The 22,940-nt window shown below is 58.6% G+C and carries 22 protein-coding genes and 1 other RNA gene; 12 read left to right on the top strand and 11 right to left on the bottom strand.

Annotated elements, in window-relative coordinates; genetic code table 11:
* Nucleotides 1-127: 127 nt before the first annotated feature.
* Nucleotides 128-886, top strand: a complete 759-nt coding sequence (locus RBB75_RS00860) for a hypothetical protein (protein WP_353069229.1) — start codon at nt 128-130, stop codon at nt 884-886.
* A 10-nt stretch (nt 887-896) separates the two neighbouring features.
* Here RBB75_RS00860 and rimO read toward each other — a convergent pair whose 3' ends face one another.
* From rimO to RBB75_RS00840, 4 genes are all read right to left on the bottom strand, one after another.
* On the bottom strand, nt 897-2,690 hold the full coding sequence (rimO, locus tag RBB75_RS00855; protein ID WP_353070340.1) for a 30S ribosomal protein S12 methylthiotransferase RimO: 1,794 nt from the start codon (nt 2,688-2,690) through the stop codon (nt 897-899).
* A 131-nt stretch (nt 2,691-2,821) separates the two neighbouring features.
* Nucleotides 2,822-3,238, bottom strand: coding sequence for an OsmC family protein (locus tag RBB75_RS00850; protein WP_179638622.1), 417 nt, complete (start codon nt 3,236-3,238; stop codon nt 2,822-2,824).
* 76 nt (nt 3,239-3,314) lie between these two features.
* Nucleotides 3,315-4,106, bottom strand: a complete 792-nt coding sequence (locus tag RBB75_RS00845; protein WP_353069228.1) for a hypothetical protein — start codon at nt 4,104-4,106, stop codon at nt 3,315-3,317.
* Nucleotides 4,107-4,379: 273 nt separating this feature from the next.
* Complete coding sequence (locus RBB75_RS00840; protein ID WP_353069227.1) at nt 4,380-4,832, bottom strand: putative quinol monooxygenase; 453 nt, start codon at nt 4,830-4,832, stop codon at nt 4,380-4,382.
* Nucleotides 4,833-5,053: 221 nt separating this feature from the next.
* Here RBB75_RS00840 and RBB75_RS00835 point away from each other — a divergent pair, with 221 nt between their 5' ends.
* Nucleotides 5,054-5,617, top strand: coding sequence for a TetR/AcrR family transcriptional regulator (locus RBB75_RS00835; RefSeq protein WP_353069226.1), 564 nt, complete (start codon nt 5,054-5,056; stop codon nt 5,615-5,617).
* Between the two features lie 57 nt (nt 5,618-5,674).
* Here the strand turns inward: RBB75_RS00835 and RBB75_RS00830 are convergent, their stop codons facing one another.
* The gene (locus RBB75_RS00830; protein WP_353069225.1) at nt 5,675-7,135 is read right to left on the bottom strand and encodes a GH1 family beta-glucosidase; all 1,461 of its coding nucleotides are present in this window, start codon (nt 7,133-7,135) and stop codon (nt 5,675-5,677) included.
* A gap of 160 nt (nt 7,136-7,295) precedes the next feature.
* Here RBB75_RS00830 and ffs point away from each other — a divergent pair.
* The 4 genes from ffs (at nt 7,296) to RBB75_RS00810 (ending at nt 10,130) form a co-directional block, all read left to right on the top strand.
* Nucleotides 7,296-7,393: signal recognition particle sRNA small type (gene ffs / locus RBB75_RS00825), an RNA gene on the top strand.
* A 323-nt stretch (nt 7,394-7,716) separates the two neighbouring features.
* Nucleotides 7,717-8,733, top strand: coding sequence for a beta-ketoacyl-ACP synthase III (locus RBB75_RS00820; RefSeq protein ID WP_179638618.1), 1,017 nt, complete (start codon nt 7,717-7,719; stop codon nt 8,731-8,733).
* Nucleotides 8,734-8,871: 138 nt separating this feature from the next.
* On the top strand, nt 8,872-9,444 hold the full coding sequence (locus tag RBB75_RS00815; protein ID WP_257030989.1) for a PadR family transcriptional regulator: 573 nt from the start codon (nt 8,872-8,874) through the stop codon (nt 9,442-9,444).
* Nucleotides 9,444-10,130 carry a hypothetical protein gene (locus tag RBB75_RS00810; RefSeq protein ID WP_179638617.1) on the top strand — a complete coding sequence of 229 codons (687 nt, stop codon included), beginning with the start codon at nt 9,444-9,446 and terminating at the stop codon, nt 10,128-10,130. Before RBB75_RS00815 ends, RBB75_RS00810 begins: the two co-directional genes overlap by 1 nt.
* 10 nt (nt 10,131-10,140) lie before the next feature.
* Here RBB75_RS00810 and RBB75_RS00805 read toward each other — a convergent pair whose 3' ends face one another.
* Nucleotides 10,141-10,878, bottom strand: a complete 738-nt coding sequence (locus tag RBB75_RS00805) for a YqaA family protein (protein ID WP_179638616.1) — start codon at nt 10,876-10,878, stop codon at nt 10,141-10,143.
* A gap of 80 nt (nt 10,879-10,958) precedes the next feature.
* A complete protein-coding gene (locus RBB75_RS00800) occupies nt 10,959-11,801 on the bottom strand; it encodes a menaquinone biosynthesis protein (RefSeq protein WP_179638615.1) in 843 nt (280 codons plus the stop codon).
* Between the two features lie 60 nt (nt 11,802-11,861).
* On the opposite strand from RBB75_RS00800, the gene RBB75_RS00795 reads away from it, so the two are divergent.
* The 6 genes from RBB75_RS00795 to RBB75_RS00770 all read left to right on the top strand — a co-directional run bounded on the left by RBB75_RS00795 (nt 11,862) and on the right by RBB75_RS00770 (nt 18,241).
* Complete coding sequence (locus RBB75_RS00795) at nt 11,862-12,056, top strand: DUF3565 domain-containing protein (RefSeq protein ID WP_179638614.1); 195 nt, start codon at nt 11,862-11,864, stop codon at nt 12,054-12,056.
* A 59-nt stretch (nt 12,057-12,115) separates the two neighbouring features.
* A complete protein-coding gene (locus RBB75_RS00790) occupies nt 12,116-12,889 on the top strand; it encodes a hypothetical protein (RefSeq protein ID WP_353069224.1) in 774 nt (257 codons plus the stop codon).
* Between the two features lie 97 nt (nt 12,890-12,986).
* Entirely contained in the window at nt 12,987-14,171 is a 1,185-nt protein-coding gene (dprA, locus tag RBB75_RS00785) for a DNA-processing protein DprA (RefSeq protein WP_353069223.1), read from the top strand.
* Nucleotides 14,172-14,441: 270 nt separating this feature from the next.
* Nucleotides 14,442-17,351 (top strand): type I DNA topoisomerase, encoded by a 2,910-nt coding sequence (topA, locus tag RBB75_RS00780; RefSeq protein WP_353069222.1) that lies wholly within the window; start codon nt 14,442-14,444, stop codon nt 17,349-17,351.
* An 18-nt stretch (nt 17,352-17,369) separates the two neighbouring features.
* A complete protein-coding gene (locus tag RBB75_RS00775; RefSeq protein ID WP_179638610.1) occupies nt 17,370-17,795 on the top strand; it encodes a DUF4760 domain-containing protein in 426 nt (141 codons plus the stop codon).
* 161 nt (nt 17,796-17,956) lie between these two features.
* Nucleotides 17,957-18,241 carry a DUF427 domain-containing protein gene (locus tag RBB75_RS00770; RefSeq protein WP_179638609.1) on the top strand — a complete coding sequence of 95 codons (285 nt, stop codon included), beginning with the start codon at nt 17,957-17,959 and terminating at the stop codon, nt 18,239-18,241.
* A 50-nt stretch (nt 18,242-18,291) separates the two neighbouring features.
* Here RBB75_RS00770 and RBB75_RS00765 read toward each other — a convergent pair whose 3' ends face one another.
* The 4 genes from RBB75_RS00765 to RBB75_RS00750 form a co-directional block, all read right to left on the bottom strand.
* Nucleotides 18,292-19,791, bottom strand: coding sequence for an ATP-binding protein (locus tag RBB75_RS00765; protein ID WP_179638608.1), 1,500 nt, complete (start codon nt 19,789-19,791; stop codon nt 18,292-18,294).
* Between the two features lie 274 nt (nt 19,792-20,065).
* The gene (gene ilvC / locus RBB75_RS00760) at nt 20,066-21,091 is read right to left on the bottom strand and encodes a ketol-acid reductoisomerase (protein ID WP_353069221.1); all 1,026 of its coding nucleotides are present in this window, start codon (nt 21,089-21,091) and stop codon (nt 20,066-20,068) included.
* Nucleotides 21,092-21,131: 40 nt separating this feature from the next.
* Nucleotides 21,132-21,830 carry a hypothetical protein gene (locus tag RBB75_RS00755; RefSeq protein ID WP_179638606.1) on the bottom strand — a complete coding sequence of 233 codons (699 nt, stop codon included), beginning with the start codon at nt 21,828-21,830 and terminating at the stop codon, nt 21,132-21,134.
* Nucleotides 21,831-21,931: 101 nt separating this feature from the next.
* On the bottom strand, nt 21,932-22,939 hold the full coding sequence (locus RBB75_RS00750) for a hypothetical protein (RefSeq protein WP_179638605.1): 1,008 nt from the start codon (nt 22,937-22,939) through the stop codon (nt 21,932-21,934).
* Between the last annotated feature and the right edge of the window lies 1 nt (nt 22,940).

Here is a 22,940-nt window from a genome sequence, read left to right as displayed (position 1 = left end):
TCTATTTTAACTCCTCGGAGCGGTGTCGAAGGGAGCATCTAAAGTTTCAGAGGGTGGAGGGCGGAAGATGCCGAGAGCGATCTCTTACTGTATGCGTTTATCTGCAGGTTGGTCAGGCGGCCTCCTCGTGGCATCTCTGCTGTTTTTCGGCGCGTCTTCGAGTGCTTCAAGCGATGCGAGAGCTTCAGGGATTACGCAGCGTAGTGTATCGGTCACGAATCTGGAGCCTTTGCCTGTTGGGGTAACGTTGCCGGTGCGGCTGGGGCGATCGTTGCGTGCCGGAAGAACGCGCGTTGGATCGGCGGTGATTGCGAAGACGACACAGCGAGTTCCGGTGACGGAGGGGACCTACCTTGATCGCGGGGCCGAGTTGGAGGGTAAGGTTGTCGCATCGGTGGCGGGAGATGGAACGACAGCCTCGCCCTCGGTTCTGTCGATTGAGTTCACCAGCTTGCGTTATCACAAGCAGACCGTCGCCGTGATGATCAAAGCGATCGCGATGGCAAACTTCGTGCAGGTGGGCGACACGTTCCTGCCGGTGCAGGGTGGCTCGGACCGTGGGAATTCGAGTGAGGCGAGTTGGACTACGGCGCAGGTGGGTGGCGATCAGGTGGTCCGCTCGGGCTGGGTTGGTCCCGTGGTTGGCAGCGGACTCCGCACGGTTGGACGAGCAGATTACTACGGCGTCTACAGCCTGCCTGCGGGTTCTTCTGCGCCGCGAGCGATGGGGGTCTTTTCGACGACGGCTTCGGGACTCTACGGCTTTGAGACCGGCACTTCGTTGAGCTCGTCCGGAGGGACGATAACGTTGAACAGAATCGCCAAGAGGCTTGGGATGCGGGATGGAGACAATCTGCTGCTGGAGGTTGTCGCATCTTCGCGGTAGTTGCGCGCTCTTATTCGAGGATGCGGGCGACGACGTCGTAGTCGTGGGACTCGGTGATCTCGGCGCGGTAGAAGGTGCCGGGGACGAGGGTTTCGTGGGGGCCGAAGTCGTTGATGAAGACCTTGCCGTCGATCTCGGGGGCGTGGAGCGAGGTGCGGCCCTCCCAGAGGAGTTCGGTCTCTTCGGACTCGCCTTCGACGAGGAGGTCGATCTCGCGGCCTACCCATTCGGCTTTGGATTTGGTGCTGATCTTCTGCTGGAGCTTCATCAGCTTGCGACGGCGCGCCTGGATGGTGCGGTTGGGGACCTTTGTTTCATCGGGAAGGTCAAAAGCCTTCGCGCCCTCTTCGTCCGAGTAGGTGAAGACGCCGAGCCAGTCGATCTTTGCGGCGGTGATGAAGGCTTCGAGCTCTTTATAGTCAGCCTCGGTTTCGCCGGGGAAGCCCACGATGAAGCTGGTCCGGATAACAATGCCGGGGACGATGCGGCGGGCCTTGGCGATGAGGTCGAGGAAGATCTGCGCGTTGCCGCCGCGCTTCATGGTCTTGAGGACGCTGGCGCTGGCGTGCTGCAGAGGGACGTCGAGGTACTTGGAGATGGTGTCGTGCTTCGCCATCGTCTCGAGCAGGCGCGTGGTGACCTTGTTCGGATAAGTGTAGAGGAAGCGCAGCCAGCGCAGGCCGGGGAGCACGGCGAGTGCGGCTAAAAGTTCAGACAGACCCTCGGTGAATCCTAAGTCTTCGCCATAGCAGGTGGTGTCCTGGCCGATGAGAGTGATCTCGCGGACGCCCTGCTTGATGAGGTTTTCGGCCTCGGCGATGATCGACGACATGCGGCGCGAACGGAACTTGCCGCGAAGCTGCGGGATGATGCAGAAGCTGCAGGGATGATCGCAGCCCTCGGCGATCTTGATGTAGGCTGAGGCGCGCGGAGTGGTGAGGATGCGCGGGGTGGCGTCGTTATAGAGATACTCGGGCAGTGCGGCGGTGGCTCCGTCCCACGACTCGCGGGAGAAGCGGCCCTGCTGCTGGCGGAGGTCGCCTTCGGGGCGTGAGGTGTTGCCTGCGTCGATGCCAACAGGCAGGTGCGCGATGTGGTCGCCGGCGTGGTTCAGTGGTTCGTCGCCGTGCGTGGTTCCGGTCTCGGCGAGAGATTGCACGATGCGAAGCTGCGGCGCGATCTCGCGGTCGTGTTCGGGGTCGGCGAGGGGGCGCGAGTGTTGCGAGACGGCGCTGGGGGCGCGATCGATCAGATTTTGTCCAGCCTGCTGCATGCTGTTCGATTCCAGTTGCGCGACTTCGCCGTCGGTCTGGGACATGCTGATGGCGTGGGTGTGGATAGTCGCTTCGGGTGTGCCCTGCGGGAGAATGTTGAAGGGAGAGTTATTGTTCGCGTGGCCGCTGGGCGTGAGTCCCGCTGCGGCGAGGATGGCTTCGAGCTCGCCGGTGCCGACGACTGCGTCCACTTCGGGGATATTCTTCCGAATCTCGTCGCGATAGCGCTCGACGAGGCAGCCGGCGACGACGATGCGCTGGGCCTTGCCGCCGAACTGACGTTTGTGCTGGACCATCTCGAGGATGGTGTTCACCGACTCCTGCTTGGCCGAGTCGATGAAGCTGCAGGTGTTGATGACGATGATCTCGGCGTCTTCGGCGCGGGGCGTGAGCTCGGCCCCGTTGTGGTGGAGCAGGCCCATCATCACCTCGGAGTCGACGAGATTTTTGGGGCAGCCAAGGGAGACGAAGCCCACCTTGGGGCGAGCGACTGCGGGGGCTTCGGTTTCGATGGTTGCCGTAGGAGTCACAGCCTTATAGTCTATCAACCTTAGGTGTTCAGGCGTCAGAGCGCGTGATTTCTATAGTCAGTTCGCTGTAGTCAGTTCGCCGTCAAAATCATCATTCTGTTGAGGTTGCAGCCGGCCTAAGCTTGAAACTCTCAAATTTCGTTGGCTTCGCACTCCGTGAGAACGAGCGATCGAGGGTGTCGTAGCGTGTTCTGGATCTCGGCCACTGTGTCGGTATGACGCATGAGGTCGAGGATCTCTTCGCGAGGTGCTTTCGCGTCGACGGATGCTCGATAGGTGATGTTCTGCGCGGGCTCTCCTTCGCCCCCGAACTCCCCACTCACATGCGCCTTCACCGACGTGACGCTAATTCCGCGTTTCTTTGCCTCGCGATAGATATCGTTGCAGTAACAGGTAGCGAGTGCAAGAAAGAGCAACTCGCCGCCGTTCGCGCTGGAGCCGTAGCCCTGTAGTTTGGAAGGGACTGTCAGAGCCGATTCACGACCATCGGTACTGAGAGTGACAGTGTGCTCCCCCAGACGGTTCGTAATTCGAGCGGAGATATTCATGAGTGCTCCTCGGAAACCTTCCGTTCCATGTCGAAGAGGAGGGAATCGATGTCGCTGGCATTCGGATCTCAGTCCATCACTTTCGCACGGGCATTGGTTCTGCCGGCTGGGGTGACGAATCTATTTCAGGAGGATTCTCATCGACGATCTTGTAGTTGGCGGGGATTACGAAGATGGAGGCGGCGGGTTCGTGGCGTTCGACGTTGCCGACGGCGACGAGCTGCTCGCCGGTGCGCGGGTCGTTGTGCTTGATGATCATGTAGATGGAGAGCTCGGGGGAGTACCAGTACTCATCGACGATGGCGACGTCTTTACCGGTGGTGCTCATGGCCGCGGGGATGATGTGGGTCTTGCGGATGCCGGTGAGGGTGAGGCCGTCGAGCGGCTGGGTGCCGATATCTTCTTGTTTGAAGTAGGGATTGTTTACAGGCGTGCGCGCGGGAGTGGTGTTTGGCGGCGGGGCAGGCGGACCGGTGTAGATGCTCTCGCGGGCGATGTGCTGGAAGGGGTTGTAAAAGATATTGAGGCGACTCGACGGGTCGTAGATATGAGCGGAGAGAAGCTGGGGTTCGCCTTTGAAACTAGTGGGGACAAGCTGCCGGCGCTCGTTGTAGATGCGCCCTGAAGAGGCGCGGGCGATGTGCGCCGTGGTGGTGCGGGTGTTTACTGTGCCGTCGGGCAGGTTCTCGTGAGAGAGGATCTCGATGGTGGCGGTGAAGGGAGCGTTGGGGACGGGCGTGACGAAGATGCCGGGAACGATGGTCTCGACTCCGCGATAGTCGCGGGGCATCTGCTGCTGGTTCTGTGCGTGGGCTGGAATCGCGAGAAGAAGACTGACGACGGCGTGGCAGGAACGGAAGCAGCGCATGACAAACCTCCCGATGACGAAGAGGATAGCGCAAATAGTGTGGATGGACAGGTGAATTTTGAGGTAAAGGGCGCATTCGGCAGCTCTATGAGTGATTTGCCTGTTCGCAACAGTGAACAGGTTCAGGCTCTGGAAGGTGGCAGACCCTCGTCGACTTATGCGGACTGTGAGCGGGCGTATTCGATTCCATTGATAAAGATGTTCTCAGAGAGTTCAGTCGATCGTCTCGAGATCATGAGACGACCGACATTCTCTAATGCCATTTCGGAGGCTTTACTTTGAGGTAATTGTCTTTCCAAACATGACGCTGAATTTTCCAAACATCACATCGAGCCGATAGAGATGTGCTGGATAGGCCAGCATCTCATCCAGTTCTACGGACCGAAGAAAGTTACTGCCGCCCGGACCGATGTCATGCGCGTTTCGTGCCGCAGTGTCCGGAAAAGCTTCAAAGATTCCAAAAGTGGTGTCGGAGAACCGGCAGCCAAACCATGGACCGGTGCCTGGTTCCTTTTCTACTCCGGCTAGAATGTCCCGGAGGAATTGTTCCACTTTGTCGCCCTTTCCGGGCTTGGCTTCAAGATTGATGTAGTACGCTTTGTGCCCCGGAGTGTTATCGACGCCACTCCGCACCCAGCCCGGGTGGACCTCAAGTTGCTCAGAGTTGGAATTGGGATTGGGACCAGGTGATATTTCGGCTTGCAGGTTTGCGGTAGCGACGGCCATGTTAGTCTCCTTGACGTTACTTTCTAGTTAAGATGCAACTCTGCGTTTGTGCGGGAGCGCTGCGCTTAATGTTGCTTGTCTTCCCGGTCGTCTACCTGCCACTTGGTAGGTATAGTAGTTAGACACTACCTGCCACTTGGTAGATTCTTAATTCGGACATAATCTTTTATTAGTCGACTCCTTGGTCGCTTATAGGGAAGTTGGCAGTGAGGCAGTGAAGTGTGAGCTCAGATTCTCGAGAGAAGATCCTGTTCGCCGCCACAAAGGTTGCGCAGGCGCATGGCTACAACGGACTCAACTTTCGTGATCTCGCGGAAGATGTGGGCATCAGGGCCGCGAGCATCTACTACCACTTTCCAAGCAAGGGTGATCTTGCAGCCGCGGTAGCGAAGCGCTATTGGGAGAACGCCGCAGCTGCTCTTGAGAGTCTGCTGGCCGAATCCGCCGATTGGGTCAGTGCCCTGCGCCGCTATCCTGAGACGTTTCGCGGGGCGCTTGAGAATGAGAACCGTATGTGCCTGAGCGGCTTCATGGCTGCGGAGTATGACGATCTGCCGGAACCTGTAAAAAAAGAGGTTCAGACCTTTGCCGATGTCAATGTAGCGTGGCTCAGCAAGGTTCTCACGGCTGCGAATGTAGTCAGCTCCGAGGAGAGCGAAGGGCGGGCTCGCGCTATCTTCGCCGCGGTTGGCGGCGCTCAGCTGATGGCGAGGAGCCGCTCGGATATCTCGCTGTATGACGCGGTGATAAACAGCTACCGCGTGGCTGGGCTTCTACCGGCATAATAGGTCGATCTGACGGGCAATCCGGAGATAATCGTCCGGCTTGCCCGTCGAGCGCATTTAAGCGAGGCCGTTGCGTGCGATGACTTCGCGGTAGAAGTGCGCGCTCATCTTGGGGGTGCGCTTCTGCGTGGCGAAGTCGACGTAGTGGATGCCGAAGCGGTAGGCGTAGCCGTCAGCCCATTCGAAGTTGTCCATCAGGCTCCAGAGGAAGTAGCCGCGGACGGGGACGCCCTCGGCGACTCCGCGATGAAGCTGCGTGAGGTAGTTGCGGAGGTACATGACGCGGTCGGAGTCGTAGACGTGGCCGTCGGGCGTGAGGACGTCGGTCGAGGAGGCTCCGTTCTCAGTGATGTATATCTCCTTGATGTTCCAGAGCTGCGCGGCGAGCTTCGGTCCCCAGTAGAGCGCCTCGGGGCCAACATGCAGCCAGGGGCTCATCATGTGCGGGTACGACTCTGGTGATGGAACGAGGTCGAAGCCGGCGTGGGAGTCGTCGGCGCGAACGTAGGTGGGGGTGTAGATGTTAAGGCCGATGAAGTCGAGCGGCGTGCCGATAGCCTTCATGTCAGCGTCCGTAAACTTCGGCGCGTCGGCACCCGCATGTGCGAGGTAGGCGTCGGTATAGCGGCCTTCCATGATGACGGTCAGGTATCCAGCGTTGATCTGACGCATAGCCTTTGCAGCGGCGGCGATGTGCTCTGGCGTTTCGATGACGGGCACGGCGGCTCTTGCATTTTCCGCCAAGCCAACCTTGGTGCCTGCTTTTGCGTGGGCGCGGATCGCCTGCACCCCAAGGCCGTGGGCGAGCACCGCATGATGACGAACCTGATTGACGCCTGCGGGTGGAAGCGTGAGGCCTGGGGCATGGCGAGGTGAGGCGTATCCGCTGACGAACGAGCTCATCTCGTTGAGGGTCATGAAGTACTTGACGCGGTCGGAGAGATGTTCGGCGACGTAGCCGGCGTAGTTCGCGAAGGCCTCGGAGGTGTCGCGCGACTGCCATCCGCCCTTGTCTTCGAGGGCTTGCGGGAGATCCCAGTGGAAGAGTGTGCAGTAGGGTTGGATATCGGCTGCGAGCAGCTCGTCGACGAGGCGGTTGTAGAAGTCGAGGCCCTTTGGGTTGGGCGTGCCGGTACCTTGCGGAAAGACGCGCGGCCATGCGACGGAGAAGCGGTAGGTCTTGAGGCCGAGGTCCTTCATCAGCTTCACATCGTCTTTGTAGCGATGGTAGTGATCGTCGGCAACGTCGCCGGTGTCTCCATTTTTAATCTTGCCCGGAGTGTGGGAGAAGGTGTCCCAGATGGATGGGCCGCGGCCGTCTTCATTGACGGCGCCCTCGACCTGATAGGAGGCGGTCGCAGAGCCCCAGCGAAAGCCTTGGGGAAATGTTCGCGCAGCAGGTGCGGAGGGAGTGACTTCAGCTAAGGCCGGGGTGGCGACGGTTGTGAGTGCGGTGGGGGCGAGTGCGGCGGATCCGAGCAGGCGGGCGAAGGTGCGACGGCTAAATCGATTGAGCAAAGTAGACCCTCGTGATATCTCAAAAATTGTAGCTGCTTCAAAGAAGAGATGACAACGACGAAGGGTGAGAGATCTGCTGAAAGTACTCCTCGAAGTTTTGCACTGGATGGAGATAGCGGCGTCAGCACAGTTCGGGTTTGAAGTGCTAAACTAGCTCATGTGCCGGGTCCTACGCGACGTAATCCCGCCAACCCCGCCAGGTCCGGAAGGAAGCAACGGTAACGGGTCATTACGGGCGCAGTAGGTCGCCCGGTGCACTATCCTCGCCTCCATGTACTTCGCCACAGCTTCCCGCGATGGCGGTAGCCCGGTGCATTATTTCGCACTCCATCTGCTTTCGCCGCAGCCTCTTGTGGTGGCACAGTAGGTCGCCCGGTGCACGATCCCCTCTTGTTCTCCCGTTTGCGACATCACGAAATCTTCCTTCGGCGGCCGAAGTGTGTCTTTTTCAGCACCCTGCTCGTCAATGCAAAGGTGACATGCGTTCGCTTCTCAGAGAGAATGGTCTCCGATGGTGAACGACGGTTCATTTTGAATCAGTTTTTTTTATTAGCTACTGCGACATTAGATGAGGTGAGAGTTTGAGTTTGACGTTGAAACCGCAGACGCGGGTACGCGCGAAGATCAGTTCGGTAGGGACCTATGTTCCGCCGCGTTTATTGACCAATGCGGATCTGGAGAAGATGGTCGCAACCAACGATCAATGGATTGTCGAGCGGACGGGAATTCGTGAGCGGCACATCGTGGACCCAGGGGTTGCGACCAGCGATCTGGCGGTGGAGGCGGCGAAGAAGTGTCTCGCGGCTCGCGGCATCGAGGCTAGTGAGCTGGAGGTGATCATCGTTGCCACGGTGACGCCCGATATGTTTTTTCCGGCGACAGCCTGCCTGGTGCAGGACAAGCTCGGCGTGAAGGGCGCTTGGGGGTTCGATCTTTCGGCGGCCTGCTCGGGATTTCCTTATGCCCTGCAGGTGGGAGCGAAGCTGGTCGAGAGCGGGATGCACAAGAAGGTGATGGTGATCGGAGCGGATGTGATGAGCTCAATCATCGACTACACCGACCGGGCGACCTGCGTGATCTTCGGCGACGGCGCGGGCGCGGTGCTGCTCGAGCCCTGCGAAGACGGGGAGATCGGGATGGTCGACTACTGGCACGAGATCGACGGCTCTGGTGCGGCGGCTTTGAACATGCCCGGCGGCGGCAGCTTGCATCCACCATCAGCCGAGACGGTCGCAGCGAAGATGCACTACGTCCACCAGGACGGGCAGGCGGTGTACAAGTTTGCGGTCCGCAAGATGGCCGAAGCTGCGGAGATCATCCTGTCGCGCAACGGCGTGGAGGGCAAGGACCTTAGCTGCTTCATCCCGCACCAGGCGAACAAGCGGATTATTCTTTCGACAGCGGAGCGGCTGGGCATGCCGGAGAGTTCGGTGATCATCAACATCGATCGGTATGGCAACACCACGGCGGCTACGATTCCGATGGCCATGCAGACGGCGCTTGAGGAGAAGCGGCTAAAGAAGGGCGATCTGGTTCTGCTGGCGAGCGTTGGTGCTGGCTTCACCGTGGGAGCCACTTTGTTGCGGTGGGAGTTCTAAAGCATAGGCTCTAAAGAATTTCGAGCGGGTGAAGCCGAGATGCTTCACCCGTTTTCTTTTAGCCTCTGATCTTTGCTAGGCCAAAGTTTCTAAGAATTTTCTTGTTCAGTGTATCTTTTAGATATATATCTTGAAGCTATGAAGATGGAAGGCGGGTCGACCCCGAATGCTTTGCTTGGACTGCTGAGCCTGAGGCCGATGTCCGGATACGACATTCGCCAGATGGTCTCGCGCTCCATCGGGCACTTCTGGAGCGAGAGCTATGGGCAGATCTATCCAGGATTGAAGCGGCTTGCGGCAGCTGGTCTGGTCGAGAAGAAGACCGAGCGCAACAAGGGGAAGCCGGACCGCAACCTGTATTCGCTTACGGCGGACGGACGCGAGCGACTTCAGGAATGGTTGAAGATTCCAGTCGCGGAAGAGACGGCGAGGAACGAGTTGTTGCTGAAGCTCTTCTTCGGTGTGCACGTCGCGATGAGCGTCAACCGCGAACACGTGGCTTCGAATATGGAGTTTCACCAGAGGGCGTTGAAGGTGTACACCGCTATGGCGAAGCAGCTGCGGCGGGATAAGGCGAACGACCCGAATCTGCCCTACTGGCTGATGACGCTGAACTATGGACGCCACCATAGTGCAGCCATATTGAAGTGGTGCAGAGAGACGCTGGCGGAGTTGGATGAGATAGAAAGCAAGGGAAAAAGGAGGAAGTGATGCATGCACTCGATCCGCTGTGGGTAAAGATCTTTCTTGCGATTCATATTGCGGCTGGGGCCTCGTCGTTTCTACTCGCTCCCGTCGCGCTGGTCACGGCAAAGGGTGGCAAGCAGCATAAACGCTGGGGGATGGTCTATCTGTGGTCGATGGGGATCGTAGCGGCCACTGCGATACCGATGGCCTTCTTCTTTCCAGTGCGGTTTCTGGCCCTGGTGGCGGTGTTCAGCTTCTACTTTGCCTTTTCGGGCTATCGTGTTCTGCAGTTGAAGGAGCTGGCGCGCGGAGGAGGAGCGGAGCCGATCGACTGGATCGCCGGTATCGTCACCTTCGCGACAAGTGCGCTGTTGGCCTGGATGTCGTGGTTCCGTCCCGCCTCCATCGAGGTGATTCCGCTGGTAGGTGTGGCGTTCGGATTCATCGGAATGAGAGGCGCGGCGACCCAGTTGCTCTCGTTCGTGCGCAAGCCGAGGGAGAAGATGTTCTGGTGGTACACGCATCTGGGAAACTTTATCGGGAGCTACATTGCGGCGTGGTCTGCCTTCAGTGTAGTCACGCTGACGCGGGTCGTTGGCAATCACTGGTACGTGTGGCTGTGGCCCGTGATGGTGGGGGTGCCTGCAATCATCCTCACTACGGCGTACTACCAGCGCAAGTTTGCTCCGCGGGCAAAAGCTGCGGCTTAAAGAAGTGGACTCAGGCAGCCGTGTTGGAGTGCTTGGCGATTGCTCGCGAGCCTGGATGGACGGTGCGCGAGGTCTTATAGAGCTTCCAGAAGGCAAAGGCGCAGCTTGCGATGATTCCCGTCCAGATGACAATGAGGACAGGAGTTGCGTACTTTGCCGAAAGGCTGTTCCAAAGATGCAGGATGTGCCGTCCGTAGTAGATTCCGAGCCACGCAGCGACCGAGTGGCGCAGGCATCGGCTGATGATGAAGGTGGTAAGAAATTTTCTGCGCGACATCTTGAGCGCGCCGGCAGCGAGCACGAAGGGGCTGAGCGGCATGGGAGGCGGCAGAATCGCCGGCAGAGCCACGGAGAGGATGGCGTGATTTTCCATCCAGTCGCAGACGCGTTTGAAGATGCGCGGCGGAATGTGCTTTTCGATAAAGGCCATGCCGCCCGACTGGCCTACCTGATAGCTAAACCATCCGCCGAGTCCTGAACCGACTGTAGCGAGCAGAATTAACAGGAACCAGCTCTGATGCTGCGCGGACATCACGATGATCATGATGTCGGTGACGCCGGGCAGAGGCAGTGGAACGAAGGAGCTGTCGACGATTGAGACCAGAAAGACGCCGAACAGGCCAAAGCTGAAGAGCAGATGGAGGAAGGGACTACGCGCATGATGCGTGGAGCCAGCCGTCTGCAGGGCTGCGACGAGGCTCTTGACTGGGATCTCGATTAGGATCGTGGCAGCTGCGCGCAGGCTCATAGAGGTTAAGACGCGACCCACGGAGAAGAAGTCGCTGAAATTCTAAAAAGATTGGTGGAGCGGCGAGTATAGCAGAGGACTTACAGGAGGCGAAGATCGGGCAGAGCGGGAAGAACATCGACCTCCGCGGCGTACTGCCGGAAGAGTTTAATGGCATGCATGCAATCCGTATTTAGAACGTAGTGGATATTGCTAGAGAGATAGTGACGAATGACAGCGGGGCTCAGGTTGATTCGCGGAGCCCACTCTTCGACCAGATCTTCGATGTGCAACAGGCCGTGATTGCGCGAGGCTTCGAGGTCTTCGACGAGTTGAATATCGGTGATTCCAGGAGCCCCCAGAGACTCTGGCCGCACGGCCCACACCGCGGCGACCCAGGGTACGTTGGTGCGGATGTGCCACTCATGAGCGAGATCGAACCACTGGCATGGACCAACCACGGCCTCGATATGTTCGCGGCGTTCGAGGGCGAACAGGGCCGGATCGCCGATCAGGATCGCAGCATCTGCCTGCTGCAGCATGGCCACAGGATCGGCTGAAGCGGGCAGGAAGGCCGGATGATTGTTGGCGAATCTGCGGAAGAGAATCTCCGCATACGCGAGCGAGCTGCGAGAGGCGGTGTCGGCCGAGACCGTCTTCACTGTGCTGAAAGTGTGAGGCGATTTGATGATGAGCTGAATAGAACGAACTTCATTCAACGAAGCGATGGTGCAGCCCGGGACGACGGCGAGCTCCGGCGTAAGCGCTGCGATAGGGATGAGGCCAAGGTCGGCGCGGCCTGCGAGAAGCTCTGCGGCGCACTGCGAGGGCTGGGTGTAGTGCAGCGAATAGCGCTGTGCCAGCTCCTGCGCAAGCGGTGCGTGTTCGAAGTCCCACATCAGCGGTGCGGGATTGAGAAAGTTGATGGCAGCGACACGAAGCATGGAAGATGAAGACGAAGTGTTCAAAGGACTAGTTTATTGGATGTCAGGGGGACGCGCTCGATGCAGAGGCGGGTGGTGGGGTTTTATCAGGATGAACAGCAGCACTGGGCGGCCCGGTTGGACTGCGGGCATGGGCAGCATGTGCGGCACGATCCCCCTTGGATTCTGCGGGAGTGGGTGACGACGAAAGAGGGCAGAGCGGCGCACATCGGAAGCCTGATGGAGTGCAAGCGGTGTGACGAGGAGGATAGATAGCAGACTGGTAGTAGGATTCTCACGACGCAACCAGGTCATTCGGAAAGGGAGCAAAAAGAATGGATGGATTGTTGAAGGTCGGTCGTCTCTTCTTTGCCATCGCGCTGGTGTTCTTTGGTGTAGAGCACTTCATCTACGTCGGCGGGTTGAAGGGGCCGATTCCTGGCCCTCCGTGGATTCCGGGGCCGCACCCGATGGCGGTGCTGGCTGGAGCTGTGCTGATCGCGGTTGCAGTCTGCATTGTGACTGAAAAAATGGCACGACTGGCGGCGGCGTTTCTGGGGGTTGCTCTGTTTTTGTACGTCCTGTCTCTGCAACTCCCCAGACTTATCGCGCACCCGCATAGTCCCGATCCCTGGACCAGCGGCTTCGAGCTTCTGGCTTTGATGGGTGGTGCCTTCGTGCTGGCTCGGATCGAGACTCCGGACGGACTTAGGTTCGAGCCGACAAACAAGACCTTGTCGCATCTAGCCACCTTCGGGCGCGTTGCGTTTGCCGTCGCGCTGGTGGTCTTCGCCGTGCAGCATTTTTTGTATGCGAAGTTTGTGGCGACGATTGTCCCCGCATGGATTTCCGCGCGCCTCTTCTGGTCATACTTCGTCGGAGTCGCGTTCGTTGCCGCTGCTCTAGCAATAGTCACGAAGCAGATGGCACGAACCGCGTCAATCCTGTTGGGCACGATGTTTCTTATCTGGGTTCTCATCTTGCATCTGCCGCGCGTGGCAGCCCAACCGCGCAATGGCGACGAGGTCACTAGCCTGCTAGTTGCATTGGCGATGAGCGGCGTGTCCTTTATCCTTGCCGAGAGTTTTGCCTCCGACTCTGTCGCGTGAGATGCGATACAGTGACGGTGAGCCTCTGCCGGTCGGCGATATTTGGAGTCGCAGACTCGGAGAGGCCCGCGAAGCATACCGACGAAGAGGATCATGAATGGCTTTGGCGCAGCAGGATGCAACAGTGGTAAAGGAACAGGCGCGTTTGGCCTGGGTGGCGTTGACGCTGACGCCGGGAATGGGCCCCACAAGAATCTGGAAGGCGATGAATCGGCTGGGTGCTGCGGAGCGTGTGCTGGAGGCGTCGCTGACCGAGTTGGAGGGCGCAGGGATGCCGGCGCAGTCGGCGCAGTTCGTCTTTGATGGCAAAGCCAAAGCTGCGGCGGAAGAAGAGCTGAAGCGTGTCGCCGAAGCCGGCGGTAGTTTATTGACACCCGAAGATGAGGCCTACCCCGAGCGGCTGCGCGAGATCTACGATCCACCGTCGGCGCTCTGGATTCGCGGGGAGGCGTCGTTGCTGGCGCGGCCGGGAATTGCAGTTGTCGGAACGCGTCAGCCTTCGCCCTACGGTGCAGGCATGGCCGAGCTGCTCTCGCGCGATCTTGCGAATAGGCGGATGGTGATTCTGAGCGGCATGGCTCGCGGGGTCGACACCGCAGCGCACAAGGGCGCGATCGAGGCAGGCGGCAAAACCGTTGCTGTCTGGGGCACGGGCATCGACGTCATCTATCCCAGGGAGAACAAGAAGCTGGCCGAGCAGATCGTCGCAACCGGCGGAACCATCGTAAGCGAGTACCCCCTCGGAACATTTCCCGCGCCGCAGAACTTTCCTATCCGCAACCGGATTCTGAGCGGAATGAGTGTTGGGGTGCTGGTCATCGAAGCGGCTGAGTACAGCGGAACCAGAATTACGGCGCGGTGTGCGATGGAGCAGAATCGCGATGTCTACGCCGTCCCCGGCAATGTAACGAACAAGAATGCGTGGGGGCCTAACACGCTGATAAAACAGGGCGCTAAGCTCACAGCGACGTGGGAGGATATCTGGGAGGATCTGCCCTCCGAGATCAGGCTGGCCTTGGAGGATGAGCAGGCGGCGACTGGGGGAGGCTCTGAATCGAAACCGGGAGGGGCTGCATCTCTATTTAACGATACGCCGCTTCCTGAGCACGAAAGGATCGTCTTCGAGCGTTTGCGGCACGACGAGTCAACGCAACTGGACGAGCTGATCGAACAGTTGGAGGCAGAGTTAGGCTCTGCCGAGATCTTCACTGCGCTGTTCGAACTGGAGCTTGCAGGCCGCGTTCGGCAACTTCCGGGAAAAAATTATGTGCGGGCGTTCTGAGCCGCAGTGGCAAGGTTGATTCCCGCGGCCAAGCGGATGCGGCGAAGATAAATGTAAACTCAGAGTTTCGTTTGACTTGGCAGGTTATCCACAGCGTGGGCCGGCTCGTCGGTTTTGCTTGCTGTGCTATGACCTTCTCAGTTCGATTTCGTCAGTTGAGGAATCAAAGCGGGATGACGCGTTTGCGAAACTCGTGTTAGGTTCGCAATGGAATAAAGAAGTGTGGAACGTTTTGCCTCGGCAATACGTTCTGGTGGATGAAGGGAACAAATGGGTAAATCATTAGTTATCGTCGAATCGCCGGCGAAGGCGAAGACGATTGGGAAGTATCTCGGCAGTGACTACGTGGTGGAGGCCTCGATCGGCCACATCATGGACCTGCCGAAGAACGACATCGGCGTAGAGCTGAAAAAGCGGACGTTTGAGCCGACGCTGATTGTATCTCCAGGCAAAGAGAAGGTGGTGGATCGGCTGAAGAAACTGGCGTCGAAGGCCGACATGGTCTACCTGGCGCCTGACCCTGATCGCGAAGGCGAGGCCATTGCCGCGCACCTCTCCATCCAGTTGCTGCCGATGATGAAGGACAAGTCGAAGGTTCGGCGTGTCACCTTTAATGAGATCACTAAAAAAGCGGTGCAGGCTGCGTTCTTGCACGCCCGTGATATTGACGAGGATTTGGTGGATGCGCAGCAGACGCGGCGCGTGCTGGATCGGCTGGTGGGCTATAAGGTCTCTCCGCTGCTCTGGGACAAGGTTCGACGTGGACTCTCAGCAGGACGTGTGCAGACCGTCGCGCTGCGGCTGATCGTCGAGCGCGAGCAGGAGATTAATGACTTCAATCCAGTCGAGTACTGGACCATCGATGCACAGCTTGAACCGACTGCCAACAAGCAGAGCTTCACCGCACGCTTCGTCGGTGTCAACGGCGTGCCTGCACGCGTCGCCAACGGCAAAGATGAAGAGGGTAAAGAGCTCTTTCTGTCGAACGCGCTGCCCGATCAAGAGGCCGTCGACGAGGTGGTCAGCGAACTGAAGGTTGCGAAGTGGAGCGTCCGCTCGGTCGAGAAGAAGGAACGCAGAAGCAATCCGAAGGCTCCCTTTACGACGAGCAAACTGCAGCAGGATGCAGCAGGGCGTCTCGGCTTCAACGTGCGGCGCACGATGGGCGTGGCGCAGCGTTTATATGAGGGCGTGGAGATTGGCGCAGAGGGCACTGTCGGTCTTATCACCTACATGCGTACCGACTCGACCCGCGTCAGCGCAGATGCGATTGCCGAAGCTCGCGAGTTCATCGGCAAGCTGGGCGCGAAGTATCTGCCGGCAACTCCAAACGAGTATGTCGGCAAAAAGCAGCAGGTGGAGGCGCAGGGTGCGCACGAGGCGATCCGGCCGACCAGCGTAAAGTACACACCGGACTCGATCCGGAAGTATCTGAGCGACGAGCAGTACAGACTCTACAAGCTGATCTGGCAGCGTTTTGTGTCGAGCCAGATGACGCCAGCGGTCTTCGATCAGACGACCGTAGATATTGTTGCGCAGGCAAAGCTCGCCTATGACTTTCGCGTGACCGGCAGTGTGCTCAAGTTCGAAGGTCACCTGAAGTTCGAAGAAGAAGACAAGCGCGCACGCCAGGCAGCCAAAGACAGAGCAGCGAAGGAAGAGGCAAGCGCGAAACCGCCTGTGGACGCTGATGCCGCCGCGCAGGCTGGAAGTGAAGAAGAGGATGAGACAGAAGCAAGGTTGCCAGAGTTGAGCAACGGCGAGGCGCTGCGTCTGCAAAAGCTGGACCCTCTGCAGAAGTTTACCCAGCCACCGCCGCGCTTCAACGAAGCGAGCCTGGTCAAGACACTCGAAGAGAAGGGAATCGGCCGGCCTTCCACCTACGCGTCCATCATTAATACGATTCAGGATCGCGACTACGTGAAGAAGATCCAGTCGAAGTTCGTGCCAACCGAGATTGGCACCGTCGTGACGAAGCTGTTGGTGAAGAACTTCCCCTACATCTTCGACACGGCCTATACCGCGACGCTTGAGGGCGAACTCGACGCGGTGGAAGACGGCACGGAGCGCTGGACCGATCTGCTGAGCGGCTTCTACGACCACTTTGAGAAGGAGCTGAACGTCGCCAGCGACAACATGGAAGACGTCAAGCGCATGGAGCAGAAGACTAATGAAGTCTGCGACAACTGCGGCAGCCCTCTCATCTTGAAGTGGGGCAAGTTTGGCAGCTTTTACTCCTGCAGCAACTTCACCAAGGTAAAGCCGATGACGATTGCGGCTGGCCCCTGGAAGAAGGATCCTAAAGCTGTAACGAAGAAGGTTACAAGTGCGTTTGCCTTCCCGCTGATCGTGAAGTCGACTACCGAAGATGTCGTCGAATATTCGAAGGAGGTCGGCGATGCCAAGGAGATGGCGTCGGCCATCGCCGAAGCTGCGGAACAGGGCAAGAAGGTCACGGTCGAGCCGATAAGCTGCGACTTCACCAAGGAGAACTTCGCCGCAAAGCCTGATCTGAGCGCACCCGGAGCCGACGAGGCGCCCGAGGAGGAGGCCTGCGACAACTGCGGACGCACGATGGTGCTGCGCAATGGTCCCTGGGGGCCGTTCATGGCCTGCCCCGGCTACAACGAAGATCCGCCCTGCAAGACGATTCGCAAACTGAATCAGAAGGTGCAGCAGAAGCCGCCGGTCCAGCTCGCAGAGTCCTGCCCGAAGTGCGGCAAACCGCTGCTGCTTCGCAACGGCCAGTACGGCGAGTTCGTCAGCTGCAGCGGCTATCCCAAGTGCAAATACATCAAGCAGGAGCTGCTCGACGTAAAGTGCCCAAAGGATGGCGGCGATATTGCCGTCCGCAAGACCAAGCGCGGCGACCTCTTCTACGGCTGCGTGAACTATCCTAAGTGCGACTTTGCCTCAAACCTGAAGTTGGTCGACCAGACCTGCCCGAAGTGTGACAGCGCGTATGTGCTTGAGGTCGTCAACGACAAGGGAAGTTACCTCATCTGCCCGAACAATCGCGAAGCTCTACCCAAGCGCCGCAAGAAGAAGGGTGCGCCCGAGGAAGAGCCGACGACTCCCCTTTGCACCTACCAGAAGAAGATCGCAGGACCGGCTCCCGCGCCCGTCCTCGAACGGCCCGATCCCGAGAAGACCCGGGCGATTGTCGAGAGCGTAGCTTAACTAAAGATAAGGAACGGCATGGCCACAGCAGCAGACGCAGAGTTGATTATGAAGCTGTACGAGATCCGCCGGGAAGAGACGCTCCGCAAGGCTCGGAGGTTTCTTGTCTTCGAGTTTCAACCCACGACGCTCGAGGAGCTGCGCGTGGTCTCGAGGGACCCCAAATCGGAGCACAATCCATCGTGGCGTCAGGCGCTGAGCTACTGGGAGATGGCGGCTTCGCTAATCATGCGCGGCGCGCTCGACCCGGACCTCTTTCTGGATTCGAACAACGAGGGGATTCTTCTTTACGCCAAGTTCCACCACTTCCACGCCGAAACGGAGAAGGAGAGTGGCAACCGGTTCATGGCCCAGACCGCCGCTCTGATCGACGCCTACCCCGCAGCCAGATCGCGGTACGAGGGGTTTCTCAAGAACTTCGGGCGGCCCACACCCTCCGTCTGAGTCACGACCTGAGCCATACCCGAAGACCCGAGACTTTCCCTTTTTGCATCGTTTCTGTTACAAATGCATCACGGCCCCAAGCTTCCCCGAATGCTCCCGGCACAGGCGGCCTGGCTCGGCTCGTGAACGTAACTCGTTGAAAAGAATGCAGGTAGTGGATTATGGCGAAGGCAGTTTGGAATGGCCAGACGCTGGCCGAAAGCGAAACCTTTGAGACCGTTGAGGGGAACATCTACTTCCCCGAAGAGTCGGTAAAACGGGAGTTTTTGAAGCCCAGCTCGACGACCTCCAGTTGCCCTTGGAAGGGGCAGGCCCGCTACTACACCATCGTCGTGGACGGTCAGGACAACCCCGACGCAGCCTGGTATTACCCTGATCCTAAGCCTGCCGCCCGCAATGTGAAACACCACATTGCCTTCTGGCGCGGCGTCGAAATCACAAAATAGCTAAAGCGAAAGTTGCAATAGGGAGATCTAAATGACTCTTCCCACTGATTTTAGTAAGCCTGCAGACGATCCAGCGGCAACCGGATCTGGAAACAGGTAGCACCCGGCTTCGACTCCACCGTGACAAACCCAGAGTGCTTATTGACGATGCGCTGAACCGTGTCGAGTCCCAGCCCCAGCCCACGGCCCGGCGCCTTGGTGGTGAAGAAAGGCTCAAAGATCCGCGACCGAATCTCCGGATCGATCCCCGGCCCCGAGTCCCAGACCTCCACCAGCGCCATCTGGCCGCCGCCCTTGGTCAGCAGCCGCAGCGTCCCCCTATCGTTCATCGCGTCCAGCGCATTCTCGATCAGCGCCGTCCAAACCTGGTTCAGCTCGCTGCCATAAGCGCTCACCGTCTCCAGATTCGGATCGAACTCCAGCTCCACCTGGACGTTCCGCAGTCTCGAGTTGAACATCACCAGCGTATTTTCCAGCGACTGCGCCAGGTCGACATCCTGAATCGGCGCCTGGTCCATATACGAGTAGTCCTTGATCGCGCTGATCAGGTCAAAGATCCGCACCGTCGAGTCAACCACCGTCTCCGCCATCCGCTCCACCCGCAGCGAGCTGGCCACCGTCGCCACCGCGATCGGCAGCACCTCCGGGCCAACCACCTCCGCCAACTCGTCGAGCAGGTCGAACGCCAGCGTCGTCTCCGAGAGCGCCGGTGCAATCGTCCACGGATTCGGCACGTTGTGGGCGTTCAGCCACTCCACCAGCATCTCCTCGCGATCCGTATTCGCCAACGGATTCTGCGAGCCCTTCGGCAGGTTTGAGTAGGCGGACATCCGCGCCCGTGCATTCTTGATCCAGGCCTTATACTTCTCCGTCGTCTCATCCGGCAGACACATGTTGCCAAGCTTGTACTTCTGCTCGCCATACTCCTTGAGCTCTCCGAATAGGCTCGCGGCCGAGCGTTGAGCAGCCGAAGCGGGGTTGTTCAACTCGTGCGACAGGTTCGCAGCCAGCTTGCCCAGCGCATTCAGCTTCTCGGACTGTTGCTCCATGCGGGTCACCTCGCGCACCCGGTCCAGCAACTGCGAGACGCAGCGCTGCGCCATCGACGGGATCGCCGTCAGCATCTCGGGGAATAGCGACTCGGGAACATCGATCGCCCACACCGAGCCGACCGAGTAGCCTTCACCGCCATAGGTCTTCATGCGGGAGAAGGGAAGCTTGCCCGTCATCGAGCCCGCCCGGCCGATAAATAACGCAGCATTCGAGCGGCGACGGCGTACCTGCACCTCTCCCTGGAGGATGAAGTTCATATTGCAGGCGGGTTCACCCTCGCGGAACACGATCGATCGATCCTGGCCGACGCGCTCGCTCCCCTTGGTCGCAATCCAGGTGTACTCCTCCTCCGTCAGGCCATCCAGCGGCGTAATCGTACGGAGCCCGGCGACAATATCCGAGATAGAAGATGGCTGGGCGGGGGGACCTGCCAATTGATCCGCCGGAGGGACGGGAAGTGTCGGGAGAAGGCTTTCGTAGCTGTCAACAGTGGCCATTCCTGGAGCTCCTTCTGTCGCGAAGACGTCTGAACCAGTTCAGTAGATCTTCCCCTCCATTGTTACAGAGGTTCCGCCTCGCGGTAGTTCTCTGCTCCTGAATTTCAAGCAGAACCTTGGCCAGCCAAGCGACCATTACGGATTTGAGGATCATCTGAGATTGAAACGGAGGTAGCGACACCAGATTGGATGCCGCCCCTGCCGTTTTGATTTGTAAATAGATCTATAAAAAGTTACGCCAACCCTTACAGGTACAGACTTTAGACGTGCCGGCTCACGCTTTGTGCACCTGGCCATCTTTTACCACGACCGGATCGAGGAACGGCATGGACTTTCTCAGCTCGGCCCCTACCTTTTCAATCTGATGAGCGGCCTCCTGCTTGCGTATGCGGGTAAACTCGTGGCGGCCCGTCTCATTCTCCGCGATAAACCTCTTCGCAAAGCTGCCGTCCTGGATGTCGTTCAGCAGACCCTTCATTGCCTTCTTCACTTCAGGGGTCACGATGCGTGGTCCGGCCACGTAGTCGCCCCACTCCGCGGTGTCCGAGATGGAGTGGCGCATGTACTCCAGCCCGCCCCGGTACATCAGGTCGACGATCAGCTTCAGCTCATGCAGCACCTCGAAGTATGCCAGTTCAGGCTGGTAGCCGGCCTCGACCAGCGTCTCGAACCCTGCCTTCACCAGCGCACTGGTGCCGCCGCACAGAACCGCCTGCTCGCCGAAGAGGTCGGTCTCGGTCTCTTCAGTAAACGTGGTCTCGAGCACGCCAGCTCGAGTGCAGCCGATGCCCGTGGCATAGCTCAACGCCAGCGCAAGCGCATGTCCGCTCGCATCCTGCTCCACTGCAACCAGCCCCGGAATGCCGCCGCCCTCGGTGAACACCTCGCGAACGCGATGCCCAGGGCCCTTCGGCGCAACCAGCGAGACATCGGCCGTCGCAGGCGGAGTGATGGTGCGGAAGCGAATGTTGAAGCCATGCGCGAACATCAACGTCACGTTCGGCTTCATATTCGGCTCAATCTCCGCGTGGTAGACCTTCGCCGCCGTCTGGTCCGGCGTCAGGTTCATGATGACGTCGGCCCACTTCGAAACCTCGGCGACGGTATCGACCTGAAGCCCGGCCTTGCGTGCTCGGTCCGCATTGGGCGAGTCCTTGCGCAGCCCCACGCGAACATCAACGCCCGAGTCCTTGAGGTTCAGCGCGTGCGCATGGCCCTGCGAGCCATAGCCGATGATGGCAACTTTCTTTGCCTGGATAAGAGAGAGGTCTGCGTCTGCGTCGTGATATGCCTTTGCCATTGTTCTATTGTCTTCTTTCAGTTTTGGAGTAATGAAATCTTCAACGCTGGGAACGTGTGGTCGAAGGGGTGAACTTTGTCCAGGTGCGTCCAAAGCGAACATTCGCGCCGCCGCACCTTTGATTATCGTAAGCGCTAAACTGGCGAGTGGAGACATCGTACTTCAGATCGATGACACAGCCGGAGAGTTCGTCTCCTTCAATGATGTGCATATACGGGCCGACCACAAAGCCTTCGGCCTTCACCTCGCCGAGGTGTACGTTGTCGTTAAGTCCATACCAGTAGGCCCTGCCGCTCACGTGAAAGCTGTTTGGAGCGTCACCCTTAGTGATCAGCAGGCGGTCGTTCCTCATGCCTGGGCGACTCTTCCCTTGCTGCCACCACCCAATCCACGCACTCGGCGAAATCCGCGGCGTCGTGGGCAACTCACCAAGACTCGTCGAAGGAACCCAGCCGCTCGTCGAGTCGCCCCCCGTAATGCAGGTCCAGCCACTCTTCTCCGCTCCCACGCTGACAACAATGCCGGGCTTGATCGGCAACGAAACGCACACGCCCGCAGGCCTGTTCACCCCGCACGCAAAGTTGTAAGGAACTGGAGCGGTACCCAGCAGCAGCCGTACTGGCGTACTCGCGGGTGCGCTATCGAAGCTGCATGGGTCTGTCGGCGCGGGCGGCAGGGCGCTCTGGCACCAACCAGGAATCGCCGCAAGCGCGACAACAGCGAAAACCAAAATCTTCATCGCACCAATCCTTGGCTAGGAGCATGCCAATACACTGCGTCTACGTCGTGGTATGCCTTTGCCATTGTGTTTGTTCTTTCCCTTTGATTTGTGTTTAGAGTTTACGTGTGCTCGCAGCGGTGTTGAATCACTTTAAGAATACTGATTTGGAGATTCTGCATGACTGCGTCCGACCATAGTCCGGCGTAGCTGTTGAAGTCAGTAGATAGTCTCTGGTGGCTGGTCAGGTGCAAAAGAGTATCGCCATTCGGTAGTGATTCGAGACGATACTCTCCATCAAGAACGTCGAAGTAGGGACCACCGATGGTCACGTGTTCGTCGAGCGTTGTAGGAGGAATGTGAGCCGTATCCGCCTTAATGCTGAAGGCGATGCGATGCTCAGGCTCCCAGGCCGTAACGGTCTCAATAAAGACCAGACCGCGTTCGAAACTTGCGTGACGAATGCCGCCTGCCCCCTCATACGAGAGCGTAGCCTCGACGGGACGAGGAAAGCCGATCTGGTGTGTCCAGGTCGATTGCAGTTCTGCCGGGGAGATAGGGGGAACGCGAATTATGTTGTGCCAAATAACTGAGGGAGAAGCGTGAATGACGATTTCGCTGGCAACGGTATGCGTCTGCACAGGCATAGTGAGATACGTTTCAGCAGGTGCCAGCAAAAACGGCACGAGTGCCACGCAGGAAACCGTACGGAAGTTGTCGGCAGACTTTCGTGCGACGGCACCGCCGACCAGACCCCCAACAGACGAGAAGACAAGAGCGATAGGCAAAGCAAAGATAAGGCAAATCAAACCTTCTATCCGAAAGACAACCGAGAGAAGGCTTGCGAGCAGAATGCTCGGCCAAGGAGCAACGATCCATAACACTGCGTTTCGATGTACTACCCTCTCCGAGAGATAAACCGTCAACAAGCCTACGAAGAAGGAACCGAGAACGAGGAAAGACAAGGTCATCGTTGATGTGTGGTTTGACCTTTGAGCCAAATTTGCGTCTGTGGAAAGCCGGAACAGTAATCCGTAAACAACTCCGAAGACTATTCCAGCTAATAGCGAGAATCGGCTCGCTCTTGAGGCTTTGCTTTGTAGTTTGAGTTTCTCGTAAAAATCCGGCATA

Origin of the sequence: Tunturibacter empetritectus, from assembly GCF_040358985.1 — a bacterium.
Classification (GTDB): Bacteria; Acidobacteriota; Terriglobia; order Terriglobales; family Acidobacteriaceae; genus Edaphobacter; species Edaphobacter empetritectus.
This window is presented reverse-complemented; position numbering and strand designations above follow the sequence as displayed.